The organism is Streptomyces sp. NPDC031474, from assembly GCF_055581185.1.
On the sequence record NZ_JBVIJX010000001.1, the window covers coordinates 365759 to 388570 of the forward strand.

Genomic DNA, 22812 nt, shown 5'->3' on the forward strand with positions numbered 1-22812 from the left:
CCGCCTGATTCGCCCGCCTCGCGCACGCCACGCGGCAAGCCTGCATGCGTTGTGCCCAGCTCCCCGCCGGGTAATCCGCCGAGCCGGGCATCCCGGAATGCGAACACGCGTACCTTCACATTCCGCCACCATTCGGGGCATCCCGGACCTGCCCGTGCGCCGCACCCGACGGCCCCGTAAACCGGTCGGCCGCTGTCGTCGGGGAGCCGTACACTGGGCGGAGCGAAAAGCGTGGATGGGGACGAGTAGCGGCGTACGCAGCCCAGAGCGACCCGGGGACGGTGGAAGCCCGGGGGCGAGCGCGACGTGAAGATCACCCCGGAGCCGCCGGAAGAAGACCCTCCCCGGGTTGGTAGAACCGGCATCGCGACCCCAATGAGGGGGCTCACCGGCGCGTAGAGCGCACCGGAGGGCCAAGGAGGGTGGTACCGCGGGAGCGCGCCGCACACGGCGTAGACAGACAAGAAGGCTCTCGTCCCTCCGACGGAAGGCAGTACGTCCGCCGGAGGAAGATCGATGACGCAGTACCGCCAGGTGCCCGCCCAGGTCGACCTGCCCGCCCTCGAGCACGCGGTGCTCGACTTCTGGCGCGAGCAGAAGATCTTTGCCAAGAGCCTGGAGCAGTCCGAGGGCCGCCCCGAGTGGGTGTTCTACGAGGGCCCGCCCACCGCCAACGGCATGCCCGGCGCCCACCACATCGAGGCACGCGTCTTCAAGGACGTCTTCCCCCGCTTCCGCACCATGCGCGGCTACCACGTGGCCCGCAAGGCCGGCTGGGACTGCCACGGCCTCCCGGTGGAGCTGGCGGTCGAGAAGGAGCTCGGCTTCAGCGGCAAGAAGGACATCGAGGCCTACGGCATCGCCGACTTCAACGCCAAGTGCCGCGAGTCCGTCCTCCGCCACACCGACGCCTTCTCCGAGCTGACGACCCGCATGGGCTACTGGGTCGACCTCGACGACGCCTACGTCACGATGGACCCCGCGTACATCGAGTCGGTCTGGTGGTCGCTCAAGGAGATCTTCGGCAAGGGCCTGCTGGTCCAGGACTACCGCGTCGCCCCCTGGTGCCCGCGCTGCGGCACCGGCCTGTCCGACCACGAGCTGGCCCAGGGCTACGAGACGGTCGTCGACCCCTCCGTGTACGTCCGTTTCCCCCTCACCTCCGGTCCGCTCGCCGGTGAAGCCGCCCTCCTGGTGTGGACGACGACCCCCTGGACACTGGTCTCCAACACGGCCGTGGCCGCGCACCCCGACGTGAGCTACGTCGTAGCGACCGACGGCGAGGAGAAGCTCGTCGTCGCCGAGCCGCTTCTCGCCAAGGCACTCGGCGAGGGCTGGGAGACCACCGGCCAGACCTTCACCGGCGCCGAAATGGAGCGCTGGTCCTACCAACGTCCGTTCGAGCTCGTGGAGTTCCCGGCCGACGTCGAAACGCACTACGTGGTCAACGCCGAGTACGTCACCACCGAGGACGGCACGGGCCTGGTCCACCAGTCCCCCGCCTTCGGTGAGGACGACCTCAAGGTCTGCCGCTCCTACGGCCTGCCCGTGGTGAACCCGATCCGCCCGGACGGCACCTTCGAGGAGTCCGTACCGCTGGTCGGCGGCGTCTTCTTCAAGAAGGCGGACGAACAGCTCACCGAGGACCTCCAGCAGCGCGGCCTCCTCTTCCGGCACATCCCGTACGAGCACAGCTACCCGCACTGCTGGCGCTGCCACACCGCGCTCCTCTACTACGCGCAGCCGTCCTGGTACATCCGCACCACGGCCGTCAAGGACCGCCTCCTCCAGGAGAACGAGAAGACCAACTGGTTCCCGGACACGGTCAAGCACGGCCGGTACGGCGACTGGCTGAACAACAACATCGACTGGGCGCTCTCCCGCAACCGCTACTGGGGCACCCCGCTGCCGATCTGGCGCTGCGAGGACGACCACCTCACCGTCGTCGGCTCGCGCGCCGAGCTCACCGAACTGACCGGCGCCGACCAGTCTCAGCTGGACCCGCACCGCCCGTTCATCGACGCGGTCACCTTCGCGTGCCCCCACGACGACTGCGGGCGCACGGCCACGCGCGTGCCGGAGGTCATCGACGCCTGGTACGACTCGGGTTCCATGCCGTTCGCGCAGTGGGGCTACCCGTACAAGAACAAGGAACTCTTCGAGTCCCGCTACCCGGCGCAGTTCATCTCCGAGGCCATCGACCAGACCCGCGGCTGGTTCTACACGCTGATGGCGGTCGGCACCCTGGTCTTCGACAAGTCGTCGTACGAGAACGTCGTCTGCCTCGGCCACATCCTCGCCGAGGACGGCCGCAAGATGTCCAAGCACCTGGGCAACACCCTCGAGCCGATCCCGCTGATGGATCAGCACGGCGCCGACGCGGTCCGCTGGTTCATGGCGGCCGGCGGCTCGCCCTGGGCGGCCCGCCGGGTGGGCCACGGCACCATCCAGGAGGTCGTCCGCAAGACGCTCCTCACCTACTGGAACACGGTCGCCTTCCAGGCCCTGTACGCCCGCACCTCCGGCTGGGCGCCCAGCGAGGCCGACCCGGCCCCGGCCGAGCGGCCCGTCCTGGACCGCTGGCTGCTGTCCGAACTCCACGCCCTCACCGACCAGGTGACGCAGGCTCTGGAGAGCTACGACACCCAGCGCGCCGGCAAGCTGCTCTCGGCGTTCGTCGACGACCTGTCCAACTGGTACGTGCGCCGCTCCCGTCGCCGCTTCTGGCAGGGCGACAAGGCCGCGCTGCGCACCCTGCACGAGGTCGTCGAGACGGTCACCAAGCTGATGGCCCCGCTGACGCCGTTCATCACCGAGCGGGTCTGGCAGGACCTGATCGTGCCGGTCACCCCGGGCGCCCCGGAGTCGGTCCACCTCTCCTCCTGGCCGGCGGCCGACCTCGCCGCCATCGACCCGGAGCTGTCGAAGCAGATGGTCCTGGTCCGCCGCCTGGTGGAGCTGGGACGCGCCACGCGCGCGGAGTCGGGCGTCAAGACGCGCCAGCCGCTGTCCCGGGCGCTCATCGCGGCCACCGGCTTCGACGCCCTCTCCCCCGAACTGCACACGCAGATCACGGAGGAGCTGAACGTCGAGTCCCTGGCGTCCCTGTCGGAGGTGGGCGGCAGCCTGGTGGACACCACCGCCAAGGCCAACTTCCGGGCCCTGGGCAAGCGGTTCGGCAAGCGCGTGCAGGACGTGGCCAAGGCCGTCGCGAACGCCGACGCGGCCGCGCTGTCCCTCGCCCTGCGCGAAGGCACGGCGTCCGTGGACGTCGACGGCGAGACCGTCGCCCTCGCCCCCGACGAGGTGATCATCACGGAGACCCCGCGCGAGGGCTGGTCGGTCGCCTCCGACTCCGGTGCCACGGTCGCCCTGGACCTGGAGATCACCGAGGAGCTGCGCCGGGCCGGCCTGGCCCGTGACGCGATCCGGCTGATCCAGGAGGCCCGCAAGAACAGCGGCCTCGATGTCGCCGACCGCATCGCGCTGCGCTGGACCGCGACGGACCCGGCGACCGTCGACGCGCTGGCCGGCCACTCGGCCCTGATCGCCGACGAGGTCCTCGCCACGGACTTCGCCCAGGGCGAGGCCGACGACGCCTACGGTGCCCCGTTCACCGACGAGAGCCTGACGCTGACGTTCCGCCTGCGCAAGGCATAACGGCGACGAGAAGGGCCCGGTTCCCCAGGGAACCGGGCCCTTCTCCATCTCCGGCCCACGTCCGGCGGCCCACACCTCCGGTCGACGTCTCCGGTCGACATCTCCCGTGACTTCGTCAACATCGTCAACACGCGTAAAAAGGGCGGGACCCCGGATCGAAAATCCGGGGTCCCGCCCTTTGAACGCTGCCGACGCCTAAGGCGTACTACTGGCCGTCAGTTGTCGTCCTCGTCGATGAGGAAGCCGCGCATCGGCGAGGGAGCCTGGCCCATCGGGGAGGGGCCCTGCGGCCGCACCGGCGCCATCGGCTGCGTCATGGCCGGGGACATCTGCTGCTGGCCGCCGTAGGACGGACCGGCCGGGCTCGGCGCGCCCATGCCCGGGTTGCCGCCGTAGGACGGGGCGCTCGCGCCGGCCGGAGCCATCGAGGGCGCCGGGGACGGCGGCAGGGAGGCCGTGGCCGGAGTGCGCGGCGGGGCGAGCGAGTCGTCCGCCTGGGTCTCCAGCTGACGCAGCTGCGACTCGAGGTAGGACTTCAGCCGCGTGCGGTACTCGCGCTCGAAGCCACGCAGGTCCTCGACCTTGCGCTCCAGGGTCGCGCGGGCGGACTCCAGGGAGCCCATGGCGACGCGGTGCTTCTCCTGCGCGTCCCGCTCCAGGGCGTCGGCCTTGGCACGAGCGTCACGCTCGAGACCCTCGGCACGCGAACGCGCCTCGCCGACGATCTTGTTGGCTTCGGAGCGGGCCTCGGCGATCGCCTGGTCGGCGGTCTGCTGAGCCAGCGAGAGGACACGGGCGGCGCTGTCGCCACCGGGGCCCTGACCGGGGCCGCCCATAGGACCGCCCATGGGGCCGCCCATCGGACCACCCATCTGCTGCTGCATGGGGGGCTGGCCGCCCATCGGACCCTGACCCATCGGGCCCTGGCCCATCGGACCCTGGCCCATCGGACCGGGTCCCTGGGGACCACCCTGACCACCGCCGGGACCGGCGGGCAGCTGCGGGGCACCGCTCGGCAGCTGGGGCGGGCCACCCATGGGGCCACCCATCTGCTGCTGCGGCGGGCCCGATATGCCGGCGGGCACCGGGCCGCCGGGACCTCGCATCCCCTGCTGCGGCATCCCCTGCGGGGGCATTCCCTGCTGGGGCATCCCTTGCTGGGGCATCCCCTGCTGCTGCATGCCGCCCTGCTGCATGCCACCTTGCTGCATGCCCTGCTGCTGCATGCCGCCCTGCTGCATGCCACCCTGCTGCTGCATGCCGCCCTGCTGCTGGTCCTGCTCCGGAGGCTTGCGCATGTTCTGCTGGTTCTGGGCAGCAGCACGCGTCGCCGCGGCCAGTTTGGCGCGCAGGTCCTCGTTCTCCCGGAGCAGGCGGGTCAGTTCGGCTTCGACCTCGTCGAGGAAGGCATCGACCTCGTCCTCGTCATAGCCTTCTCGGAGGCGGACGGTCGTGAACTGCTTGTTCCGCACGTCCTCGGGGGTCAACGGCATCTCTTCACCTCAACGTAGTCGTCGGCATCGGCAAGACGGTAGTTCACATCGCTCACAGCCGGCTCACGATCGAGATCAGGATGTAGACGATGATCATCAGTACGAAGAAGGACAGGTCGAGCGCCACGCCCCCGAGACGCAACGGCGGGATTACCCGCCGCAGAAGCTTGAGCGGTGGATCGGTGACAGTGTAGGTGGCCTCCAGAACGACCACCATCGCCTTGCCGGGCTGCCATGAGCGGGCGAACTGGAAGACGTAGTCCATGACCAACCGGAAGATGAGCACGATGAGGAAGACCATCAGCGCGATGTAGACGACATCCAGGACCACGCTCATGTTCGGTGCTTCCCTCTCCCCTGTTCCGTGCTGCTGATCTGTACTGCTCTGCACTGCTTTTCCGGTCTTGCGTCTCAGCTCTGGTTGAAGAACCCGCCCTCTGCGATGCGGGCCTTGTCCTCCGCCGTGACATCGACGTTAGCAGGCGACAACAGGAACACCTTCTGCGTCACCCGCTCGATGCTGCCGTGAAGACCAAACACCAAACCGGCCGCAAAGTCGACAAGTCGCTTCGCGTCTGTGTCATCCATCTCAGTCAGATTCATGATCACCGGGGTGCCCTCACGGAAGTGTTCCCCGATGGTACGGGCCTCGTTGTAGGTCCGGGGGTGAAGCGTGGTGATCCGGTACGGCTCTCGTTCCGACACGACCTTGGGCATGATCACCGGTGCGTTCTTCTCCAGGGACTGACGTTCTTGTGTGATGGATGCCACGGGCGCGATCCGCGCCGGACGCCCGGATTCCGCGGCAAGCGAAGCCGCCCGGGCCACCGGCTCACGGGGTGCGGGCGGCTGTACGATTCGCACCTCTTCGTCCCTTTGGGACTGATGTGCGCCGTGGGACTGATGGGCCGGCTCGTGCCGCCGGTGGTCCCGCTCGGGCTCGGGATCGAGCTCGGGTTCGAAGTCGTCGTCGGGATCGAATCCCCGGCCGTCGTACCCATCGTCCTCCACGAGGCCGAGGTAGACCGCCATCTTGCGCATCGCGCCGGCCATGCTCTGAGTCCTCCGCTCTGTGGTGGATCGACTTCCGACTGCCAAGTCCCGCGATCCACGTGGCCGTTATACCCGCCTTTCGGCGGTAATGACCATATTTTCTGCTGTGGTCCGACTTCCTGGCGACGTTACCCGAGCCTGGGGCGGACTCCGAGTACCGCGGTGCCGACGCGTACATGTGTCGCTCCGGCCGCCACGGCCTCCTCGAGGTCCGCACTCATCCCTGCAGACACCATGTTCGCAGCCGGATGGGCTCGGCGCAGGTCAGTCGACAAATCCATCAACCGCCCGAACGCCGCTCGTTGGCGCCCCGCGTACTCCCCGGTCAGGGGTGCGACGGTCATCAGCCCGTCGAGCCGCAGCCCCGGGGAGCCGGCGACCAGAGCGGCCAACTCCTCGACGCCGCCGGGGGCCACGCCGCCTCGCTCACCCCGCTCGCTGTCCCCGGCGTCGAGGGCCACCTGGATCAGGCAGCCCACCTCGCGCCCGGCGCGCACGGCCTCCTTCGACAGGGCCGTCACCAGCCTGGCGCGGTCGACGGACTGCACGACATCCGCGTAACCGACCACGGATCGCACCTTGTTGGTCTGCAACTGGCCGACGAAGTGCCACTGAAGGGGCAGGTCCGAGCAGTCGGCCGCCTTGGGCGCCGCGTCCTGGTCCTTGTTCTCGGCGACATGGCGCACGCCGAGTTCCGACAGGATCCGCACATCGCTCGCCGGGTAGGTCTTGGTGACCACGATCAGGGTCACCTCCTCCCGCCCCCGCCCGGCGGCCGCGCACGCGGCGGCGATGCGTTCCTCCACCTTCGCCAGATTTCCGGCGAGTTCGTCCTTACGGTCCGTCATGTCCGATCAGTCCAGCCAGACATATCCCGCGAGTCGCCCCGTGGTGCGATCGCGGCGGTACGAGAAGTGGTCCTCCGACTCCCGGGTGCACACCGGCGACCGCTCCCGGTCGTGCACTGCGAGCCGGTCGAGCTGCGCGTGCACCCCGGCGGCGACGTCGACGGCGGGGGTGCCCCAGCTCGTCTCGGCGTGCGCCGCCGGCTCCACGGCGGCCACCTCGGCGCGCATCGCCTCCGGCACCTCGTAGCACCGGCCGCAGACGGCGGGTCCGGTGCGGGCGACGATCCGGGCGGGGTCCGCGCCGAGCCGCACCATGGCCCGTACGGTTTCGGGGACGATCCCGGCGACCATGCCGGGCCGGCCCGCGTGGGCCGCGCCGACCACTTCGGCGACCGGATCGGCCAGCAGGACCGGCACGCAGTCGGCGGTGAGCACGGCGAGAGCGACTCCCCGCCCGACCGTCACCAGGCCGTCGACCTGCGGCACGTTCCGCACATTCCACGGGCCGTCGACCTCGGCCACCTCGCTGCCGTGCACCTGGTTCATCCAGACGACCAGGCCCGGGTCGAGCCCCAGCGTCTTGGCGGCGAGCTCGCGGTTGGCGCGTACGGCCTCGGCGTCGTCGCCCACCGCTCCGCCGAGATTGAGCTCCGCATACGGAGCGGCGCTCACCCCGCCCCACCGGTCGGTGAAGGCGAAGTGCGCGCCGCTCACGCTCTCGCGCTGTCCTATCACTTCAGGAAGTCCGGGACGTCCAGTTCCTCGGCGGCGCTGTCCGAGTAGGTCCGCGACGGCGGCACCGGCGGGGAGACCGGGAGGTCGGCCACCGGCTCGGGCGCCGGCTCCGGCTCCTCCTTGGGCGTCACGCTGCCGAGCGAGCCGAAGGACGGCCGGCTCTCGGGCTGCCGTACCGGAGTGGGCTCGTCGCGGCGGACCGAGGCCGAGGAGGAGCCCATGACGGTCTCCCGGCGGGCCGGGGGCTGGCCCCCGTCGAAGCCGGCCGCGATGACGGTGACCCGGACCTCGTCGCCCAGCGCGTCGTCGATGACCGCGCCGAAGATGATGTTGGCCTCGGGGTGGGCGGCCTCGCTGACCAGCTGGGCGGCCTCGTTGATCTCGAACAGGCCGAGGTCGGAGCCGCCGGAGATGGAGAGCAGGACGCCCCGGGCGCCGTCGATGGAGGCCTCCAGGAGCGGCGAGGAGATCGCCATCTCGGCGGCGGCCACCGCGCGATCGTCCCCGCGGGCCGAGCCGATGCCCATGAGGGCCGAACCGGCCTCGGACATGACCGACTTGACGTCGGCGAAGTCGAGGTTGATCAGACCGGGGGTGGTGATCAGGTCGGTGATGCCCTGGACGCCGGAGAGCAGGACCTGGTCGGCCGACTTGAAGGCGTCCAGGACCGAGACCTGGCGGTCCGAGATGGACAGCAGCCGGTCGTTGGGGATGACGATGAGGGTGTCGACCTCTTCGCGGAGTTCGGCGATGCCGTCCTCGGCCTGGTTGGCGCGGCGCCGGCCCTCGAAGGTGAACGGGCGGGTGACCACGCCGATGGTGAGGGCGCCCAGGGAGCGGGCGATGTTGGCCACGACGGGCGCGCCGCCGGTGCCGGTGCCGCCGCCTTCACCGGCCGTCACGAAGACCATGTCGGCCCCCTTGAGGACCTCCTCGATCTCCTCGCGGTGGTCCTCGGCGGCCTTGCGGCCGACGGCCGGGTTGGCGCCGGCGCCGAGTCCGCGGGTCAGTTCGCGGCCGACGTCGAGTTTGACGTCGGCGTCGCTCATCAACAGCGCCTGCGCGTCGGTGTTGATGGCGATGAACTCGACGCCCTTGAGACCGACCTCGATCATCCGGTTGATGGCATTGACACCACCGCCGCCGACACCGATGACTTTGATGACTGCGAGGTAGTTCTGCGGTGCTGCCACGTCGAAGGCCTCTCGCCTCGAGTTACGTGTCGTCGCCTCACAGGTGATGCGATCCGACGACTGATGCCGAATGGGACGGTCCGTTTCGCCGACCCGAACCCTAACGCTGAAGTTTAGGGTTACCAGTGTGTCTGTTCCTTGAAGTCTTCTGAACAGGACACTAAGTCGACAAGTGGCGCCCGTTCAACGAACACGCCGAACCTCCCGTTTTTCTTTTCACCCTATGTGATCAGCCGTGTCGCTGCCCAACCAGGGTGCTGGCCTGCGCGGATGTGCGTCAACTCCCCGATGACGCAGGGGCGGTGGGAGCGCTGACATCGAAGTGCCGTGCGGCCGGGGCGGCTTTCAGGAGAGCGGTGAGTGCGCGGCCCTTCGCGGCGCCCTTCTCGGCACTCCCCCAAGCGACCGTGCGGCCGCCGCCCAACTCCAGCGAGATGTCGTCGTAGGAACGAACCTTGACCAGCCGGGTCTCCCGCGCGACGGCCGCCGGAAGGGAGCCTGCGGCCTTCACCGCCTCCCGTACCAGTCGGTCCTCGCCGAAGCGGCGCAGGCTCGCGGCGGCCGAACGTGAGGAGGAAACGGCCATTTCGAGAAGCGGAACGCCTTTCGGGGCGTCGGAAACCGTGGCGAAACGGACGCCTTCGTCGTCCACTTCCACGAACTTCGCCCCTTTTCGAACCAGCAGAACCGGCGTACGCTCGGTCACTTTCAGGCCGATTCCATGGGGCCAGGAACGAACCACGTCGACCGAGTCGATTCGGGGCAGTTCCGTACGGAGCCGGGCTTCGATCGCATCGGTGTCGACGGAGATCAACGGCGATCCGACCGGCACGTCGGCGGCTTCGCGCACCTGCTGCGGCGTCAGCGCGCTCGTACCGGAGACCGTGACGCGCTCCACCCGCAGCCACGGCGAGCCGTACAACACCCAGACCGCGCCCGCGCCGAGGAGCACGACGACCAGCGCGAGAACGATGATCATACGAACTCGGCGTGGCCCCAACCGCCGGACGAGGGGCGGGCCGGACGACTCCTGCTGGCGTGCCCCGCGCTCGGCGGTGGCGGATCCGGCCACGCTCCCTGTCCTTTCGTCATTCGCGCCTATCGGTGTGCACGAGAGGCCGCGATCGCCTCGTACACCATGCCGACGAGCAGGTCGTCGGCGTCCCGGCGACCGAACTCGCTGGCCGCGCGGGACATCTCGTACAGCCGGTGCGGGTCGGCGAGGACGGGCAGGACGGTCTCCCGGACCCACTCGGGGGTCAGTTCCGCGTCGTCGACCAGCAGTCCGCCGCCCGCCTTGACCACCGGCTGGGCGTTCAGCCGCTGTTCGCCGTTGCCGATGGGCAGCGGGACGTAGGCGGCCGGGAGCCCGACGGCGGAGAGTTCGGCGACGGTCATCGCGCCCGCGCGGCAGAGCATCATGTCGGCGGCGGCGTACGCGAGGTCCATCCGGTCCACGTACGGTACCGGGATGTAGGGGGGCATTCCCGGCATCTGCTGTACGTGCGGCAGTTCGTTCTTCGGGCCGACCGCGTGCAGGATCTGGATGCCGGCCTGCTGCAGCCAGGGCGCGACCTGCTGGACCACCTCGTTGAGGCGGCGGGCGCCCTGCGAGCCGCCGGAGACCAGCAGCGTGGGCAGGTTGGGGTCGAGGCCGAACATGTGCCGGGCCTCGGGACGCATGGCGGCGCGGTCCAGGGTGGCGATGGAGCGGCGCAGCGGGATGCCGATGTAGCGGGCGTCCCGGAGCTTGCTGTCGGGCGTGGAGACGGCGACCCGGGCCGCGTAGCGCGAGCCGATCTTGTTGGCCAGGCCGGGGCGGGCGTTGGCCTCGTGCACCACGATCGGCACCCCGAGGCGCTTGGCCGCGAGGTAGCCGGGCAGGGCCACGTAACCGCCGAAGCCGACGACGGCGTCCGCCCGGGTGCGCTCCAGGATCTGCTCGGCGGCCTTGATCGTGCCGCGCAGCCGGCCCGGGACGGTGATCAGCTCGGGGGTGGGCCTGCGCGGCAGCGGCACGGCGGGGATCAGCGCGAGCTCGTAGCCGCGCTGCGGAACGAGCGTGGTCTCCAGGCCGCGCTCCGTGCCCAGGGCCGTGATCCCCACCGAGGGGTCCTGCCTGCGCAGGGCGTCCGCGAGGGCGAGCGCGGGCTCGATGTGGCCGGCGGTCCCCCCACCAGCGAGTACGACATGCACCGAAATTCACCGCTCTCCGGACGGGCGCGCCGCCGAGGCACGCCGTCGCATCGTGTTCCATCTCCGGGAGACTCCGGCCGGCCTTCCGGACCGGGCAGAGCCCCCCGCCCCCCGTTTTCTACCAAAACGGGGTTGTCGCATCGCAAGCGACGCCCGCGCAGCGGGCTCGTCGCGTGCGAAGGCGATCAGCAACCCGATGGCGAACATGGTCGGCAGCAGGGCGGAACCCCCGTAGGAGAACAGCGGGAGCGGGACGCCGGCGATCGGCAGCAGGCCGAGCACCGCACCGATGTTGATCACCGCCTGAGCGGTGATCCAGGTGGTCACGCCTCCCGCGGCATACCTCACGAAGGGGTCCTCCGTGCGTCCGGCCACGCGGATACCCGCATAGCCTAGAGCCGCGAACAGGGCGAGCACCGACAGCGTCCCCGCCAGGCCCAGTTCCTCACCGGTGACGGCGAAGATGAAGTCGGTGTGCGCTTCGGGGAGTTGCCCCCATTTCTCCACACTCGCGCCGAGCCCGGAGCCGAAGATCCCGCCCGAGGCCAGGGCGTAGATCCCGTGCACGGCCTGCCAGCAGGCGTCGCCAGGACCGGGGTCGGTCGCGCCGATGCACTGCAGCCGGGCCATGCGGTTCGGGCTGGTCCTGATGAGGATCACGCCGAGGGTGGCGGCGATCGACAGCACCCCGACGAAGAGCCGGGTGGGCGCTCCCGCCAGCCACAACAGGCCGAACAGGATCGCCGTGAGGATGATCGCCGTGCCCATGTCGCCGCCGAGCATGATCAGCCCGAGCAGCATGAACGCGACCGGCACGAGGGGCACCAGCATGTGCTTCCACTGCGTGAGCAGCTTCTTGTCCTGTTTGCGGGCGAGCAGGTCGGCGCCCCACAGCACCAGCGCGAGTTTGCCGAACTCGCTGGGCTGGATCTGGAAGGAGCCGCCGAGCGAGATCCAGTTCTGGTTGCCGTTGACCGACATCCCTATCCCCGGCACCTGCACCAGGGCCATCAGGAAGACGGCCCCGGCGAGGATCGGGTAGGCCAGCGCCCGGTGCAGCTTCACCGGCATCCGGGAGGCGACCAGCAGCAGCACGGCCCCGATGGCGGCGGCCAGGAACTGTTTGCGGAAGAAGAACGATCCCGGCAACGACATCTGCAGCGCGGTGATCTGGGAGGCCGAGTAGACCATCACCAGGCCCAGCACGGTGATCAGCAGGCTGCCGCCGAAGATCAGGTAGTACGCGGTCAGCGGCCGGTCCCAGGCCCTTTGCGCACGCGTGTACAGCCGGCGCAGGGGGTTGTCGCGGCGCGGCCGGGAGACGGCGGGTCTGCGGACGGTCCGCTGGACGGGCGGACGCCCGGTACGGCTACCGGGCATCCGCTGCTCCGCTGTGCGCGGCGCGGGCGCTGTACCCGGTCGCTGCGCCGTACGTCGGCCGTGACGGTCCCACGCGTCCCTCCCAAGGTCGCCCGGCAGGCGGCCGGGTCAGGTTCCGAGTTCGCCAACCGCCGATGCGAACGCGTCACCGCGCTGGTTGTAGTTGACGAACATATCCATGGAGGCGCAGGCCGGGGCGAGCAGCACCGTGTCGCCTTCGACTGCGAGGCGCCGGGCCTCCTGGACAGCCGCGAGCATCGCCCCAGTGTCGGTCCGGTCGAGGTCGACGACGGGTACTTCCGGGGCGTGTCGCGCCAGGGCTTCACGGATCAGGGCGCGATCGGCGCCGATGAGCACGACTGCGCGAAGTCGCTTTGCCGACTTCGCGACCAGTTCGTCGAAGGTCGCGCCCTTGGCGAGCCCGCCCGCGATCCACACGATCGACTCGTACGCGGCCAACGAGGCCTGCGCCGCATGCGTGTTGGTGGCCTTGGAGTCGTCGACGTAGGCGACGCCGTCCAGGTCCGCGACGAGGGCGATGCGGTGGGCGTCGGGGGTGAAGGCCCGCAGGCCGTCCCGGACGGCCTTGGGGGGCACCCCGAAGGCGCGGGCGAGGGCCGCCGCGGCAAGGGCGTTCGCGATGTTGTGCGGGGCGGGCGGGTTGACGTCGGAGACCTCGGCGAGCTCCTGGGCGTTCTTCTGCCGGTTCTCGACGAAGGCGCGGTCGACCAGGATGCCGTCCACCACGCCGAGTTGGGACGGGGCGGGCGCGTCGAGGGTGAAGCCGACGGCCCGGCAGCCCTCCTCGACGTCCGCCTCGCGCACCAGGTCCTCGGTGGCCTTGTCGGCGACGTTGTAGACGCAGGCGATCCGATTGCCCTCGTAGATACGGCCCTTGTCCTTGGCGTACGCCTCCATGGAGCCGTGCCAGTCGAGGTGGTCGGGGGCGAGGTTGAGGACGGCGGCGGAGTGGGCGCGCAGCGAGGGCGCCCAGTGCAGCTGGTAGCTGGAGAGTTCCACGGCGAGGACGTCGTAGCGCTCCTCGCCGAGGACTGCGTCCAGCAGGGAGACGCCGATGTTGCCGACGGCCGCCGTGCGCAGGCCGGCCGCTTTCAGGATCGACGCCAGCATCTGGGTGGTGGTCGTCTTGCCGTTGGTGCCGGTGACGCACAGCCAGGGGGCCGCGTCGGGTCCCCTGAGCCGCCAGGCCAGTTCGACGTCGCCCCAGACCGGCACACCGGCTTCGCGTGCGGCCGTGAAGAGGGGCTTGTCGGGCTTCCAGCCGGGTGCGGTGACGACGAGTTCGGTGCCTTCGGGCAGGGTGGCCCCGTCGCCGAGGCGCACGGTGACGCCCAGGGCCCGGAGCTCGGCGGCCTGTTCACGCGCGCGTGCGTCGTCGCCGTCGTTGACGACCGTGACGTTCGCGCCGAGCCCGTGCAGCGCCTTGGCCGCCGGGATGCCGGAGACGCCGAGCCCGGCGACGGTGACGTTCTTCCCCTGCCAGTCGGTCACTTGTCCGCTGCCCATCCCGCGTAGAAGAGGCCCAGTCCGACGATCACACAGATGCCCTGGATGATCCAGAAGCGGACCACCACCAGGACCTCGGACCAGCCCTTGAGTTCGAAGTGGTGCTGGAGTGGCGCCATCCGGAAGACGCGCTTGCCGGTGAGCTTGAAGGAGCCGACCTGGATGACCACCGACATGGTGATCAGCACGAACAGGCCGCCGAGGAGGGCGATCAGCAGCTCGGTGCGGGAGCAGATCGCCAGGCCCGCGAGGACACCGCCGAGCGCCAGCGAACCGGTGTCGCCCATGAAGATCTTGGCCGGCGACGTGTTCCACCACAGGAAGCCGAGGCAGGCGCCCATCAGCGCCGAGGCGATGACCGCGAGGTCCAGCGGGTCGCGCACCTCGTAACAGGCGCTGGGGTTGGTCAGCGTCTCGCCGTTGGCGCAGGACTCCTGGAACTGCCAGACGCCGATGAACGTGTACGCGCCGAAGACGAGGACGGAGGCGCCGGTGGCGAGGCCGTCCAGACCGTCCGTCAGGTTCACGCCGTTGGACATCGCCAGGATCATGAACAGCGCCCAGACGACGAACAGCACCGGGCCGATCGTCCAGCCGAAGTCCGTGATGAACGACAGCTTGGTGGAGGCGGGCGTGTTGCCCCGGTTGTCGGAGAACTGCAGCGACAGCACCGCGAAGGTGATGCCGACGATCAGCTGGCCGGCCATCTTCGCCTTGGCCCGCAGACCCAGCGAGCGCCGCTTGACGATCTTGATGTAGTCGTCGAGGAAGCCGACCAGGCCCATGCCGCACATCAGGCCCAGCACCAGCAGACCGGTGTAGGTCGGCGGCTTGCCCGTGATCACCTTGGACAGGAAGTACGCGGCGATCGTCGCGAAGATGAAGGCGATACCGCCCATGGTCGGCGTACCGCGCTTGCTGGCGTGCTCGCGCGGGCCGTCGTCGCGGATGTACTGGCCGTAGCCCTTGCGCGCCAGCAGCTTGATCAGCAGTGGCGTGCCGACCAGCGTCAGGAAGAGGCCGATCACACCCGCGAACAGGATCTGATTCATCATCGGGCGGCGACCTCACCCTCGGCGCCGGTCGCGAGCAGCGCCTGCGCGACGCTCTCGAGGCCGACCGAACGGGACGCCTTCACGAGCACGACGTCCCCCGGGCGCAACTCGCTGCGCAACAGGTCGACCGCCGCCTGTGCGTCGGACACGTGCACCGACTCCTCACCCCACGAACCCTCGTTATATGCGCCCAGTTGCAGCCAGGAGGCTTCCCTGCCCCCGACCGCGACGAGCTTGCCGACATTGAGCCGGACGGCGAGCCGTCCGACCGCGTCGTGCTCGGCGAGCGCCTCGTCCCCGAGCTCGGCCATCTTGCCGAGCACCGCCCAGGTCCGCCGCCCCCTGCCCATGGCCGCCAGCGCGCGCAGAGCGGCTCGCATGGACTCGGGGTTCGCGTTGTAGGCGTCGTTGACGATCGTCACGCCGTCCGGGCGCTCGGTGACCTCCATCCGCCAGCGGGAGAGGGAGCCCGCCTCGGAGAGTGCGGTGGCGATCTCTTCCACGGACATGCCCAGCTCATGGGCGACGGCGGCCGCGGCGAGCGCGTTCGACACGTGGTGCTCACCGTACAGGCGCATGGTCACATCGCTGCACCCGGAGGGTGTGCGAAGGCTGAAGACGGGCTGTCCGCTGTCCGTGAGTCGTACGTTCTCGGCGCGTACGTCCGCTTCGCCGGACTCTCCGAAAAGGACCACCTTCGCCTGCGTACGGGAGGCCATGGCCCGGACCAACGGGTCGTCGGCGTTGAGGATCGCCGTGCCGCCCTCGCTCGCCGGCGGGAGGCTCTCGACGAGCTCGCCCTTTGCCTGTGCGATCTGTTCGCGGCCGCCGAACTCGCCGATGTGGGCGGTGCCGACGTTGAGGACGAGGCCGACCTTCGGGGGCGTCAGATCGGCGAGGTAGCGGATGTGGCCGATGCCGCGGGCGCCCATCTCCAGCACGAGGAACTTCGTCTCCTCGGTGGCGGACAGGGCGGTCAGCGGGAGCCCGATCTCGTTGTTGAGCGAGCCCGGCGTGAAGACGGTCGGCGCCTTGCGCCGCAGGACCTGGGCGATGAGGTCCTTGGTGCTGGTCTTGCCGGCCGAGCCGGTGAGCGCGACGAGCGTCGTGCCGAGCTTGTGCACGACGTGCCGGGCGAGGGCGCCGAGCGCCGCCTGGACGTCGTCCACGACGATCGCGGGGACGCCGACGGGCCGCGAGGCCAGTACGGCCGCCGCTCCCGCCTCGACGACCGCGGCCGCGTAGTCGTGGCCGTCCACGTGTTCGCCGACGAAGGCGACGAAGAGGCTGCCGGGCTCCACCTCGCGGGAGTCCCGGACGACCGGTCCGGTGACCTGCGCGGACGGATCCGGTATGTCGTGCGTCTGCCCGCCGACGACTGCTGCGATCTCGGCGAGGGAGAGGGCGATCACAAGTTCATCCCTGGGTCTGCTGGATAGCTTCGCGAAGCACCTGGCGGTCGTCGAACGGACGGACGACGCCGGCGATGTCCTGGCCCTGCTCATGGCCCTTGCCCGCGACCAGCACGGTGTCCCCGGCGTGCGCGCGGGCGACGACGGCGGCGATCGCCGCGGCCCGGTCCTCGAACAGCAGCACCTCGCCGCGCTCGTGCGCGGGCACGGACGCCGCGCCCTCGAGCATGGTCGCGAGGATCGCGAGGGGGTCCTCGGAGCGGGGGTTGTCGGAGGTCAGCACGGCGGTGTCGGCGAGCCGTGCGACGGCGGCGCCCATCGGGGCGCGCTTGCTGCGGTCCCGGTCGCCGCCGCAGCCGAGGACGACGTGCAGCCGGCCCTTGGTGACCTTGCGCAGCGCCTTCAGGACCGACTCGACGGCGTCCGTCTTGTGGGCGTAGTCGACGACCGCGAGGTAGTCCTGACCGGCGGCCACACGCTCCAGGCGGCCCGGCACGCCCGGCACGGCGGCGACGCCGTCGGCGGCGGTCTGCGGGTCGAGGCCGGCCGCCGCGAGGGAGACGATCGCGGCGAGCGTGTTCGCCACGTTGAAGGAGCCCGGCAGCGGCGACCTGGCCGCGATCCGCACGTCCTCGGGGCCGACGACGGTGAACGTCGAGTCCATCGGGCCGATCTCGACGTCCACGGCGCGCCAGTCGGCGTCGGGGTGGCCCTCGGCGGAGAAGGTGACGACGGGGACCTCGGCCTCCTGGACCAGCCGGCGGCCGTACTCGTCGTCGAAGTTGACCACGCCGAGTTTGCTGCGTTTCCGGGTGAACAGCTGTGCCTTGGCCTGGAAGTAGTCCTCCATGCCGGAGTGGAACTCCATGTGCTCCGGGCTGAGGTTGTTGAAGACCGCGATGTCGAAGACGCAGCCGTCGACCCGGCCGAGGACCAGCGCGTGGCTGGAGACCTCCATGGCGACCGCCTCGACACCGCGCTCGCGCATGACGGCGAACAGCGCCTGGAGGTCGGTGGCTTCGGGGGTGGTGCGCTCGGACTTGATGCGTTGGTCGCCGATGCGCATCTCGACGGTGCCGATGAGCCCGGTGGATCTGACGGACTTCAGGCCGCCCTCGACGAGGTAGGCGGTGGTGGTCTTGCCCGAGGTGCCGGTGATGCCGATCTGCAGCAGGTCGCGGCCGGGGTGGCCGTAGATGGTGGCCGCCAGTTCGCCCATCCGCCCGCGCGGGTCGTCGACCACCAGGACCGGCAGGCCGGTCGCGGCGGCGCGCTCGGCGCCGGTGGGGTCGGTCAGGACGGCGACCGCGCCGAGGCCCGCGGCCTGCGTGACGAAGTCGGCGCCGTGCAGGCGGGCGCCCGGGAGAGCGGCGTACACGTCACCGGGGCGGACCGCGCGCGAGTCGTGGGTGATGCCCGTGACCTCGGCGGCGGCGCTCTCCGGCTGCTCGACATCCAGCTGATCGGCGAGCTCCGCGAGGGGTGTGGCGGAGACCTGGGCCGGCCTGGGCGGTCCCGGATATGTCACGGAAGCGCCCTTCTGGGTGGTTTGGGACTGATCAGCGTGTGGCACGGCGGTGAGCGTACCGGGCGCACCGCCCTGCGGGCGAAGCGAGGGCGCACGGGGCGCCGCGGGCGGTGCGTGGTTCCCGGGGTCGGGAGTGATCATGGTCACGGGTCGGTTCCTGGCTTGTTCGGCGCTGAACAGTGGCGGGCGGGGGTCGGAGGCGGGCGGGGGACAAAAGGTGCGGGCGGTCAGGGCGTGAAGGAGACGGGGAGGTTCGCGGCCTTCGCGCCGGTCGGCGGGATCTGCAGGGTCTTCAGGGCGAACTCCATGACCTGCTTGAAGACGGGACCGCAGATCTGGCCGCCGAAGTAACTGCCCTTGGTGGCGTTCTGGATGGCGCAGTACACGGTGACCCGGGGGCTGTCGGCGGGCGCGAACCCGGCGAACGACGACGTGTAGCCCTTGTAGGTGCCGGTGGCCGGATCCACGCGGTTGGCGGTGCCCGTCTTGCCCGCGACGCGGTAGCCGGGGATACGCGCCTTGGCGCCGGTGCCCTGCTCGTCGTCCACGACCGACTCCAGCATCTGGGCGAGGGTCTTCGCCGTCTTCTGGCTGACGACACGGGACTTGGCGGGCGCCTCGGCCGGGGTGAAACGGCCGTCCGGTCCCTTGGTGCCGCGCACCAGGGTGGGTTCGACGCGGACGCCGCCGTTGGCGATCGTCGAGTACACGGAGGCCGCCTGCAGCGCGCTCAGGGACATGCCCTGGCCGAAGGGGATCGTGTACTGCTGCGAGGTCGACCACGCGGCGGGCGCGGCGAGGATGCCCTTGGTCTCGCCGGGGAAGCCGAGCCCGGTGGGGCCGCCGATGCCGAACTTGCGCAGGTAGGAGTAGAGGACCCGGTTGGCCTCGGTCTGTGTCTTGCCGAGCTGGCCGGTGGCCAGGATGGTGCCGATGTTGCTGGACTTGGCGAGCACTCCGTTGAGGGTGAGGTACCAGGTGGGGTGGTCGATGTCGTCCTGGAAGAGCCGGTCGCCGCGGTGCAGCCGGTTGGGCACGGTGACATGCGTCAGCGGCGTCGCCGCGTTCTCCTCCAGCACGGCGGCCATCGACATGACCTTGGCGGTGGAGCCGGGCTCGTAGGCGTCCTGGACGGCGGCGTTGCCCAGGTCCGTGGCGTGGGCCTGGGCAAGGTCATTGGGGTCGAACCCGGGCGAGTTGGCCATGGCGAGGATCTGGCCGGTGCGGGTGTCCTGGACGATGACGTAGCCGCGGTCCGCCGCGGACTCCTTCACCTGCTCGGTGATGGCGTTCTGCGCGGCCCACTGGATGTCCCGGTCGATCGTCAGCTCGACGTCGGAGCCGGGCACCGCGGGGGTCTCGGTGGAGCCCGCGGTGGGCACCTGTCGCCCACCGGACTGGGCGTAGCGGATCTTGCCGTCCTGGCCGGCCAGGGTCGCGTTCAGCTGCTGTTCGATGCCGCCGCCGCCCTTGCCGTCGGCGTTGACCCAGCCCAGTATCCCGGCGGCGAGCTCGCCGTTGGGGTACACGCGCTTGGTGCTGGGGACGGCGAGGACGCCCGCGAGGACGTTGACCGTGGAGCTGTCCGTCTCCGCCTTCGTGGCGAGCGCCGACTTCAGATCCTTGATCTGCTTCCAGACCTGCGGGGTCTGCCGGTTCGCGAGCATCGTGTACCGCGCGGTCGGGTCCTTGGGCCGCAGCTTCCGCACGAGTGCGGACTGCTCCTGGCCGAGGATCGGCGCGAGGAGTGCGGCCGCCTGCTCGGGGCCGTCGCCGACCTTCAGCTGCTTGCGGTTGAACATCGTGGGGTCGGCCGTGATGTCGTACGCGTCCTCGCTGGTCGCGAAGGAGATGCCACTGCGGTCGGTGATCTCGCCGCGCTCGGCGGGCAGCACCCGGCCGATGTACCGGTTCTGCTCGGCCTTGGCGGTGTAGGTGCTCGCGTCGACAGCCTGCACCTGGAGCAGGCGGACGATGAAGGCGAGCAGGACCAGGGCGAGCGCGAGGCCCACCATGCGCAGCCGGGGGCGGGGGCTGCCGAGCCGGAGCACGCGCGCGGGCGCGGGGCGGGGGCCGGGGGCGGTCGGACGGCGAGCCGGGCGGGCGCCGGGGCCCGGGCGCCGCTGGGCGGAAGCGGGGCGGGCGGGCCGGGCGGGGCCGGGCACGCGCCGGCGCGGCGGTTCCCTGTCGGACACTTCCGTCACCTGCCGGGGGTCTCGTGGGCGGCTGCGGTCGGGGCGGTGCTCTGGGCCAAAGGATCGCTCGGCGCGGAGGTGGTGGGGGGTGTGGGGGACGGCGACGCGATCGTCTGGGAGAGCGTGATGGCCTCCGGCGGCCGTACGACGGCCGGAGCGTCCTGCGCCGAGTGTTGGGCGGCGGCCGAGGGGACGCCCTTCACGGTGCCGTCGGGGTTCAGGAAGGCCGGGTCCCCGCCGGGGACCATGCCGAGTTCGCGTGCGCGGCGCTGGAGGGCGTCCGGGGCGGAGTAGGAGTCGATGTCCCGCTGGAGCGCCTGCTCCTCGTCGGTGAGGCTCTTGGTGTCCTTCTGGAGGTCGTCCATCTTGAACGAGCCCTCGCTGAGCGCGGAGTTCATCACGAGCAGTCCGATGAGGCCGCCGCCGAGGAGGAGCACGACGAGGAGGACGAACGGAGTGCGGGCCGCCTGCTGCGGGCCGGCCGGGAAGAGCCGCGCGAGCCGGGCGGCCCTCCCCTTCAGTTCGGGTTTCCTGTTCACACGCCCACCCCCGGGTGGAATTGCGGACCCTCGGCTCACGCCCGTCATTCGATGGACTCCCTGATTCGCTCGGCCCCGCGCAGTCGCGCCGGGGCGGCGCGCCGGTTCTCGGCGACCTCTTCCTCGGTGGGAAGTTCGGCACCGCGGGTGAGCAGCTTGAGCCGGGGCTGGTAGCGCTCGGGCACGACGGGCAGCCCGGGCGGCGCGGTGTTGGCGGCGCCGGCCGCGAACACCTGCTTGACCAGCCGGTCTTCGAGCGAGTGGTACGACAGGACGGCGATCCGCCCGCCCACGTCGAGTGCCTGCACGGCGGCCGGGACCGCCCGCTCCAGGACGGAGAGTTCGCCGTTGACCTCGATGCGCAGCGCCTGGAAGGTGCGCTTGGCGGGGTTGCCGCCGGTGCGCTTGGCGGCCTGCGGCAGCGCGCCCCGGATCAGCTCCACAAGCCGGGCGCTGTTGGTGAACGGCTCCTTGGCGCGCTCGCGCACGATCGCGGAGACGATCCGCTTGGCCTGCTTCTCCTCGCCGTACGCCCGCAGGATCCGGACGAGTTCGCCGGGCGGGTAGGTGTTGAGGACCTCGGCGGCGCTGATGCCGGTCGTCTGGTCCATGCGCATGTCGAGCGGGGCGTCCTGGGCGTAGGCGAAGCCGCGGTCGGCCTCGTCGAGCTGCATCGAGGAGACGCCGAGGTCGAACAGGACGCCCTGCACGCGCGCGAGGCCGAGCCGGTCCAGGACGTCGGGGAGTTCGTCGTAGACGGCGTGCACGAGGGTGGCGCGCTCGCCGAAGGGGGCGAGGCGCTCACCGGACAGGCGCAGGGCCTCCTTGTCGCGGTCGAGGGCGACGAGCCGGGCCTCGGGGAACTGCGTCAGCAGGGCCTCGCTGTGGCCGCCCAGACCGAGCGTGCAGTCGACGACCACCGCTCCCGGCCGCTGCAGGGCGGGGGCCAACAGGTCCAGGCACCGCTGGAGCATCACCGGGACATGTCGACTCTGGCTCAAGGGGCCCTCTCAGATCCGGCGGGGGGTACGCACCACCGGTCCCCGCCCTCCGGTGAGGGGAAGGCCTGCCGGCGCGGGTTGGAATCCAGCGATGAGATCGCCAAAGAGATGGCCGCCTCCCGCTTCGCGCCACTTTAGTCCACGGTGTCTCGCGGTCAATCAACCGGCCTGCGCGTCGCCGAGCGGGGGTGGCCTACCTCACAAAACACGCGTGATGACGCTCTTTTTCCCTTCTCACAGCAGGCCCGCACGGCGTGTGACCAGTAACGTCATGGTTATGACGACTTCCGCATCCGTACCCGCAGAGTCCGAAAGCGCCATACGCGGCGGTACCGTGACCGACCGGCTGGTCGACGCGAACGGGCGGTACGCCGCCGCGTTCACCGATCCCGGCATGGACGCCCGTCCCGTCCTGCACGTGGCCGTCGTGGCCTGCATGGACGCCCGTCTCGACCTGCACGCCGCGCTGGGCCTGGAGCTCGGCGACTGCCACACCATCCGCAACGCGGGCGGTGTGGTCACCGACGACGTGATCCGCTCGCTCACCATCAGCCAGCGCAAGTTGGGTACCCGCAGCGTCGTACTGATCCATCACACCGGCTGCGGTCTGGAGGCGATCACCGAGGAGTTCCGTACCGAGCTCGAGATGGAGGTCGGTCAGCGTCCGGCCTGGGCCGTGGAGGCCTTCCGGGACGTCGACCAGGACGTCCGGCAGTCGATGCAGCGGGTGCGCACCTCGCCGTTCCTGATGCACACCGACGATGTGCGGGGCTTCGTGTTCGACGTGAAGACGGGCCTGTTGCGCGAGATCGACCCCTCGTGACCGCTGTCATTTCGCTGTTGATTTCCGCCCCTCGGACACCCAAACGGCCATAACACCGACATATCACGGACAGTTGTCCACAGGCGAGTGACACGAATCGGTAACGGCAGCAAGAATGCGGGTGTGACGCCACGCTGAGCACTTTGCGAACGGCGTCCGTGATTCGGGGTGGGC

18 protein-coding genes are annotated in these 22812 nt (G+C 70.4%); 2 read left to right on the plus strand and 16 right to left on the minus strand.

Annotation, left to right across the window (positions count from 1 at the left end):
- Positions 1 to 516 precede the first annotated feature (516 nt).
- Positions 517 to 3660: an isoleucine--tRNA ligase gene (ileS, locus tag ACZ5SK_RS01730; RefSeq protein WP_334580902.1), complete on the plus strand. Its 3144-nt coding sequence runs from the start codon at positions 517 to 519 to the stop codon at positions 3658 to 3660.
- A 215-nt stretch (positions 3661 to 3875) separates the two neighbouring features.
- On the opposite strand, the gene ACZ5SK_RS01735 is transcribed toward ileS, so the two are convergent.
- The 16 genes from ACZ5SK_RS01735 to rsmH all read right to left on the minus strand — a co-directional run bounded on the left by ACZ5SK_RS01735 (position 3876) and on the right by rsmH (position 21815).
- Complete coding sequence (locus ACZ5SK_RS01735) at positions 3876 to 5153, minus strand: DivIVA domain-containing protein (protein ID WP_334580900.1); 1278 nt, start codon at positions 5151 to 5153, stop codon at positions 3876 to 3878.
- A gap of 52 nt (positions 5154 to 5205) precedes the next feature.
- Entirely contained in the window at positions 5206 to 5490 is a 285-nt protein-coding gene (locus tag ACZ5SK_RS01740; protein ID WP_020129925.1) for a YggT family protein, read from the minus strand.
- A 74-nt stretch (positions 5491 to 5564) separates the two neighbouring features.
- Complete coding sequence (locus tag ACZ5SK_RS01745; protein ID WP_334580898.1) at positions 5565 to 6206, minus strand: cell division protein SepF; 642 nt, start codon at positions 6204 to 6206, stop codon at positions 5565 to 5567.
- A gap of 128 nt (positions 6207 to 6334) precedes the next feature.
- Positions 6335 to 7054, minus strand: a complete 720-nt coding sequence (locus ACZ5SK_RS01750; RefSeq protein WP_334580897.1) for a YggS family pyridoxal phosphate-dependent enzyme — start codon at positions 7052 to 7054, stop codon at positions 6335 to 6337.
- Between the two features lie 6 nt (positions 7055 to 7060).
- Entirely contained in the window at positions 7061 to 7789 is a 729-nt protein-coding gene (pgeF, locus tag ACZ5SK_RS01755; protein ID WP_334580896.1) for a peptidoglycan editing factor PgeF, read from the minus strand.
- Positions 7786 to 8982 carry a cell division protein FtsZ gene (gene ftsZ, locus ACZ5SK_RS01760; RefSeq protein ID WP_468575090.1) on the minus strand — a complete coding sequence of 399 codons (1197 nt, stop codon included), beginning with the start codon at positions 8980 to 8982 and terminating at the stop codon, positions 7786 to 7788. The genes pgeF and ftsZ overlap by 4 nt, the downstream gene beginning before the upstream one ends.
- 277 nt (positions 8983 to 9259) lie before the next feature.
- The gene (locus tag ACZ5SK_RS01765; RefSeq protein ID WP_457493627.1) at positions 9260 to 10054 is read right to left on the minus strand and encodes a cell division protein FtsQ/DivIB; all 795 of its coding nucleotides are present in this window, start codon (positions 10052 to 10054) and stop codon (positions 9260 to 9262) included.
- Between the two features lie 26 nt (positions 10055 to 10080).
- The gene (murG, locus tag ACZ5SK_RS01770) at positions 10081 to 11178 is read right to left on the minus strand and encodes an undecaprenyldiphospho-muramoylpentapeptide beta-N-acetylglucosaminyltransferase (RefSeq protein WP_334580894.1); all 1098 of its coding nucleotides are present in this window, start codon (positions 11176 to 11178) and stop codon (positions 10081 to 10083) included.
- Between the two features lie 6 nt (positions 11179 to 11184).
- The gene (gene ftsW, locus ACZ5SK_RS01775; protein WP_334580893.1) at positions 11185 to 12558 is read right to left on the minus strand and encodes a putative lipid II flippase FtsW; all 1374 of its coding nucleotides are present in this window, start codon (positions 12556 to 12558) and stop codon (positions 11185 to 11187) included.
- 108 nt (positions 12559 to 12666) lie between these two features.
- Positions 12667 to 14085, minus strand: a complete 1419-nt coding sequence (murD, locus tag ACZ5SK_RS01780) for a UDP-N-acetylmuramoyl-L-alanine--D-glutamate ligase (RefSeq protein WP_334580891.1) — start codon at positions 14083 to 14085, stop codon at positions 12667 to 12669.
- Entirely contained in the window at positions 14067 to 15140 is a 1074-nt protein-coding gene (gene mraY / locus ACZ5SK_RS01785) for a phospho-N-acetylmuramoyl-pentapeptide-transferase (protein ID WP_334580890.1), read from the minus strand. Before mraY ends, murD begins: the two co-directional genes overlap by 19 nt.
- Entirely contained in the window at positions 15137 to 16552 is a 1416-nt protein-coding gene (locus ACZ5SK_RS01790) for a UDP-N-acetylmuramoyl-tripeptide--D-alanyl-D-alanine ligase (protein WP_099937546.1), read from the minus strand. The genes mraY and ACZ5SK_RS01790 overlap by 4 nt, the downstream gene beginning before the upstream one ends.
- Positions 16553 to 16556: 4 nt before the next feature.
- Positions 16557 to 18227 carry a UDP-N-acetylmuramoyl-L-alanyl-D-glutamate--2,6-diaminopimelate ligase gene (locus ACZ5SK_RS01795; RefSeq protein ID WP_443041300.1) on the minus strand — a complete coding sequence of 557 codons (1671 nt, stop codon included), beginning with the start codon at positions 18225 to 18227 and terminating at the stop codon, positions 16557 to 16559.
- Positions 18228 to 18307: 80 nt separating this feature from the next.
- Positions 18308 to 20275, minus strand: a complete 1968-nt coding sequence (locus tag ACZ5SK_RS01800) for a peptidoglycan D,D-transpeptidase FtsI family protein (protein WP_334580887.1) — start codon at positions 20273 to 20275, stop codon at positions 18308 to 18310.
- A 5-nt stretch (positions 20276 to 20280) separates the two neighbouring features.
- Complete coding sequence (gene ftsL / locus ACZ5SK_RS01805) at positions 20281 to 20814, minus strand: cell division protein FtsL (protein WP_334580886.1); 534 nt, start codon at positions 20812 to 20814, stop codon at positions 20281 to 20283.
- Between the two features lie 44 nt (positions 20815 to 20858).
- A complete protein-coding gene (rsmH, locus tag ACZ5SK_RS01810) occupies positions 20859 to 21815 on the minus strand; it encodes a 16S rRNA (cytosine(1402)-N(4))-methyltransferase RsmH (protein WP_334580885.1) in 957 nt (318 codons plus the stop codon).
- Between the two features lie 214 nt (positions 21816 to 22029).
- Here rsmH and ACZ5SK_RS01815 point away from each other — a divergent pair, with 214 nt between their 5' ends.
- Positions 22030 to 22638 (plus strand): beta-class carbonic anhydrase, encoded by a 609-nt coding sequence (locus ACZ5SK_RS01815; RefSeq protein ID WP_079662907.1) that lies wholly within the window; start codon positions 22030 to 22032, stop codon positions 22636 to 22638.
- Positions 22639 to 22812 lie beyond the last annotated feature (174 nt).

What these genes read in the sequence shown, in the direction of transcription:
- ileS (WP_334580902.1), top strand. Translation starts at nt 517, where the DNA reads ATGACGCAGTACCGCCAGGTGCCCGCCCAGGTCGACCTGCCCGCCCTC.
- ACZ5SK_RS01735 (WP_334580900.1), bottom strand. Translation starts at nt 5,153, where the DNA reads ATGCCGTTGACCCCCGAGGACGTGCGGAACAAGCAGTTCACGACCGTC.
- ACZ5SK_RS01740 (WP_020129925.1), bottom strand. Translation starts at nt 5,490, where the DNA reads ATGAGCGTGGTCCTGGATGTCGTCTACATCGCGCTGATGGTCTTCCTC.
- ACZ5SK_RS01745 (WP_334580898.1), bottom strand. Translation starts at nt 6,206, where the DNA reads ATGGCCGGCGCGATGCGCAAGATGGCGGTCTACCTCGGCCTCGTGGAG.
- ACZ5SK_RS01750 (WP_334580897.1), bottom strand. Translation starts at nt 7,054, where the DNA reads ATGACGGACCGTAAGGACGAACTCGCCGGAAATCTGGCGAAGGTGGAG.
- ftsW (WP_334580893.1), bottom strand. Translation starts at nt 12,558, where the DNA reads ATGCCCGGTAGCCGTACCGGGCGTCCGCCCGTCCAGCGGACCGTCCGC.
- murD (WP_334580891.1), bottom strand. Translation starts at nt 14,085, where the DNA reads ATGGGCAGCGGACAAGTGACCGACTGGCAGGGGAAGAACGTCACCGTC.
- mraY (WP_334580890.1), bottom strand. Translation starts at nt 15,140, where the DNA reads ATGATGAATCAGATCCTGTTCGCGGGTGTGATCGGCCTCTTCCTGACG.
- ACZ5SK_RS01815 (WP_079662907.1), top strand. Translation starts at nt 22,030, where the DNA reads ATGACGCTCTTTTTCCCTTCTCACAGCAGGCCCGCACGGCGTGTGACC.